Origin of the sequence: Mesorhizobium sp. M2A.F.Ca.ET.037.01.1.1, from assembly GCF_003998075.1 — a bacterium.
GTDB lineage: Bacteria > Pseudomonadota > Alphaproteobacteria > Rhizobiales > Rhizobiaceae > Mesorhizobium.
In genome coordinates, this window is record NZ_RZSA01000635.1 from 1 (window position 1) to 4,008 (window position 4,008).

The 4,008-nt window shown below is 65.9% G+C and carries 2 protein-coding genes, 1 tRNA gene and 1 pseudogene; 1 reads left to right on the top strand and 3 read right to left on the bottom strand.

Annotated features, from left to right (window positions below):
* Positions 1-86: 86 nt before the first annotated feature.
* Positions 87-162 (bottom strand) — tRNA-Thr (locus EOA27_RS25875).
* A 332-nt stretch (positions 163-494) separates the two neighbouring features.
* On the opposite strand from EOA27_RS25875, the gene EOA27_RS25880 reads away from it, so the two are divergent.
* Positions 495-1,691: a hypothetical protein gene (locus tag EOA27_RS25880; RefSeq protein ID WP_126079460.1), complete on the top strand. Its 1,197-nt coding sequence runs from the start codon at positions 495-497 to the stop codon at positions 1,689-1,691.
* A 92-nt stretch (positions 1,692-1,783) separates the two neighbouring features.
* Here the strand turns inward: EOA27_RS25880 and EOA27_RS25885 are convergent, their stop codons facing one another.
* Together EOA27_RS25885 and EOA27_RS25895 are read right to left on the bottom strand one after the other, a co-directional pair.
* Entirely contained in the window at positions 1,784-3,385 is a 1,602-nt protein-coding gene (locus tag EOA27_RS25885; RefSeq protein ID WP_126079459.1) for a cisplatin damage response ATP-dependent DNA ligase, read from the bottom strand.
* Between the two features lie 232 nt (positions 3,386-3,617).
* Positions 3,618-4,008, bottom strand: a pseudogene (locus EOA27_RS25895) (DNA ligase-associated DEXH box helicase); the annotation flags it as partial.

The following is a 4,008-nucleotide window of genomic DNA, read 5'->3' on the forward strand; positions in this document are numbered from 1 at the left end:
CAAATGAGCACCGGGAATTGTTGGCAGACTGTTGGCAGGCGTTTTTTCGCTCTAGCCGCCGAAATCCGCAAACCCTTGGGAAGTCTTGGTGCCGCTTGCGTGACTCGAACACGCGACCCCATCATTACGAATGATGTGCTCTACCAACTGAGCTAAAGCGGCCCGGGAAGCGTCAGGCTTCCAGAATGCGCTGCGTGATAGACTCAACCGCTCGCTAATTCAAGATGGGCAGCGGCGAATTCCGGCCTCTTTGCCGGCAATTCCCATCTACGGTTACCGCGCAACACGCGCGGCCGTGGCGCGCGGTGGCGTCCAAGCCGGCTGCCCCACGGCCGCATCGCCCGGCGTGTTCGTGACGAAAAATGTTGATTCTCCAGCAAAAAACCCCGAAATGGCGTTGGATACGCCGGCAAGCAGCCGCTCGCCCGTTGATCGATTGGCCGCCTGCGGCTAACGATCAGGGAACTGTGAGCGAACGCGCAGAGGGAGCTCGCTTGGACCCCATCGAGAAAGCTATCCGCAATGCCTTCGAGAAAGGCAATGCCGAGGACCGGGCGTTCCGAGAGAAGGTCTATCGATCGGCCTTTGCCGCGCTGGACCGCGTCCTGCAGGCCAACCCGAACATCACGGTCGAGGCCGCCATCGGCCGCCGCAAGGCGGTGCAGGCCAAGATCACCGAGATCGAATCAGAGTTCCTGCCGGCCGTCCCCGATGTGACGTTGCCGCCGGAAAATGTCGTGCCGGCCAGCAATGGCGCGCCGGCGCCCCGCGTCGAGGCGCCTGCCGGTTCGGCCGCGCCTTCGGTCGACGCGCCGCTGCCGCCGTCGCAATCAGCACGCTCACCCTCGATCACCGTCGACGGGCCGGTGCAGCCAGACGCTTCGGACCAGCCGCGTTCGCGCGTGCTGCCGCGCGTGCCCGACATCATGCCGGACGAGACGGCGCTTCCCGATGCGCCGTCGCTCGATGAATCGCCGGGCGCTCCCGTCGGCAACGGCGCCGAGGTCGCGCCCGATCGCGATGAGCGGCGGATCAGGGGCCGGCGCCTGCCGCTGACCGCGATCTTCGTCGTCGCGACATTGCTCGCCGCCGCCGGCATCGGTCTCTACTTCGCCAAGCAGACCGGCGTCTTCAAGACGGCGGCCGAGCTCGACACCGGCCCGCCGGAACCGACGCCGACCCTTGACAGCGAGGACTCCTCGCAGCCGGGCGACACCGGCTCGCCGCAGAAGCCGGGCGAGGCGGACCAGTCGAAGAACTGGATCAACGTCTTCTCGCCCGCCGACCCGACCCATGTCAGCACGCCGTCCGACGCCGGCGCCGACGTGATGAAGGACGACACCGGCCAGTTCCTGCGCATCCGCTCCGGCGCCTCCGGCTCTGCCATTGCCTTCGATGTCGGCCAGGGCGTTCTGGAGAAGCTTGTTGGCAAGCACGCCATGTTCGACGTCGTCGCCCGCTCGGAAGAAGGCAAGGAGACGCAGATATCGGTCGACTGCAATTTCGGCGATCTCGGCGATTGCGGCCGCAAGCGTTACGCCGTCGGCCACGAACGCAACGAATATTTGTTCGACGTGCAGTTCCCGGACAAGCATCCAGGCGCCGCCGGAACCATCGCCATCAACTCCGACATCGATCAGAAGGGCAAGTCGGTCGATATCTACGAGATACGCGTTTCGATCGCGCAGTGATCGCGTCTGTGTAGTTATCGACGCAGGCGCAGCACCCCACCCGCGCCGCAGGCGCGGGCGGGGTGACAGCGCCGACGTCGGATTTTTAGCCCTTAGCCATCCAACAACGCTTGCAGCGTCTCGATGCGGTCGGCTTCCGCCGCCGGCTTGTCCCAGCGCAGCCGTGAGATGCGGGGAAAGCGCATCGCGACACCCGATTTATGCCGGGTCGAGCGGTTGAGGCCTTCGAACGCCACCTCCAGCACGAGGCCGTTGCGACGGTCGGCGCGCACCGAGCGCACCGGGCCGAAACGCTCGATCGTGTTGTCGCGCACATATTTGTCGATCTCTCTCAGCTCCTCGTCGGTGAAGCCGAAATAGGCCTTGCCGACCGGCACCAGCTCTTCCGAGCCCTCGGGGCCGGACCACACACCGAACGTGTAGTCTGAATAGAAGCTGGAACGCTTGCCGTGGCCGCGCTGCGCATACATCAGCACCGCGTCGATGGTGTGCGGATCGCGCTTCCATTTGAACCACGGGCCCTTCGGCCGGCCGGCAAGGTATGGCGAATCCCAGCGCTTCAACATCACCCCTTCGATGATCGGATGCGGCGGCGCCTGGCGCAGCCGTTCCAGCGTCTCCCAATCGGGGAACTCGACCAACGGCGAGAGATCGAAGCGGCTGGGATCAAGCGTCTTCACGAAGGCCTCGAGACGCTTGCGGCGCTCCGCGAAAGGCAGCGAGCGCAAATCCTCGCCGTCGATCTGCAGCGCGTCGTAGCAGCGCATGAAGGCCGGATAGCGCTGCTGGATCTTTGGCGACACGCTCTTGCGGTTCAGCCGCTGCTGCAGGTCGGAGAAGGTTCCGGTCGCCTCGCGAGGGTCGCCGACCAAAAGCTCGCCGTCGAGCGCCGCTTCGAACGTCATCGCCGCGGCAAGGTCTGGGAAGGCCCCGGACACATCGTCGCCGGTACGCGAATAGAGCCGGCGCACGCCGCCCTCGCACACCGCCTGCACACGGATGCCGTCCCACTTCCACTCCGCCGCATAAGCGCCGTGGTCGAGCTTTTCGAGGTCGCCATCGTCGACGGCGTTGGAGAGCATCACCGGCCGGAACAGCGCAAGTGCCGCGCTCCTCGGCTTTTCCGCCCGGCCTTCCAGCCAGGCGAACAGCTCGGTGTAAGGCGGCGTCAGCCCGTGCCAGAGCTCCTCGATCTCGCTGACGTCGACCTTGCCAAGATCGGCCAGAGCCTGTTTGGCGAGCCGCGCCGACACACCGATGCGCAGGCCCCCGGTCACCAGCTTGATGATGGCGAAGCGCGCCGAGATGTTGGCGTCGTCGAGCAGCCGCGCCAGCACCTTGGGCCCATCGGAGCGGCTTGCCGCCTGCAGTCTGCCGACCACCTCGGCAAGCGTCGGCATGTGATTGGGGATGTGTCCTTGCGGCTGCGGCCAGACCAGCGACACGGTCTCGGCGAGGTCGCCGACATAATCGTAGGAATAGCCGAACAGCACAGGATCCATGCGCTCCACCACCAGCGCGCGCAGCATCGCCGGCTTCACCGCCGCGATGTTGAGATCGCCCGTGATCGCCGCCAGCGCCAGGCCGCGATCGGGGTCCTCGACGCTGTGGAAATAGTCTCTGAGCAGCGTCAGCTTGCCGTTGCGCGACGGCGTCAGCACGAGACGGTCGAGGAGCTCGGCGAAGCGGTTCATGCGCGCCACGCCAGGGGCAAAAGCCGGCGCGAGGCCCCCCTCTCTGGCCTGCCGGCCATCTCCCCCTCAAGGGGGGAGATCAGATGTCGCCACGGCTTTCGCCAATCTCCACTGTCGCGGGAGATGCGCCGGCGCCGAAACTGCCAATCTCCCCCCTTGAGGGGGAGATGTCCGGCAGGACAGAGAGGGGGGCCGTAGAGCGCGGCGGTGACGATTGGCGAACACTGTTCCATCAATCGCCCTCGTCCTCATAGCCCACCAGATGCAACGGCCTTGCCGCGATGCCCTCCAGCTCGCACCAGCGCACCAGCGCTTCCTCGCGGCCATGCGTGACCCAGATTTCCGCAGCACCCGTTTCCTTGATGGTGATGATCAACTCGTCCCAGTCGGCGTGGTCGGAAATGATCAGCGGCAGCTCGACGCCGCCCTGCTTTGCCCGCTGGCGTATGCGCATCCAGCCCGAGGCGAAGCAGGAGATCGGGTCCGGAAAACGCCGCGCCCAGCGATCGGCGAAGGCCGAGGGCGGGCCGACGACGATCGCGCCGGCGAAATCGGCCTTGGCGCCGCTTTCAACCGTCGCCGGCTCGAGCCGGCCGAGATCGATCCCCTGGCTCTGATAATAT

Bases quoted from the DNA above. Each gene is read 5' to 3' on its own strand.
- EOA27_RS25885 (WP_126079459.1), bottom strand. From the start codon at position 3,385: ATGAACCGCTTCGCCGAGCTCCTCGACCGTCTCGTGCTGACGCCGTCG.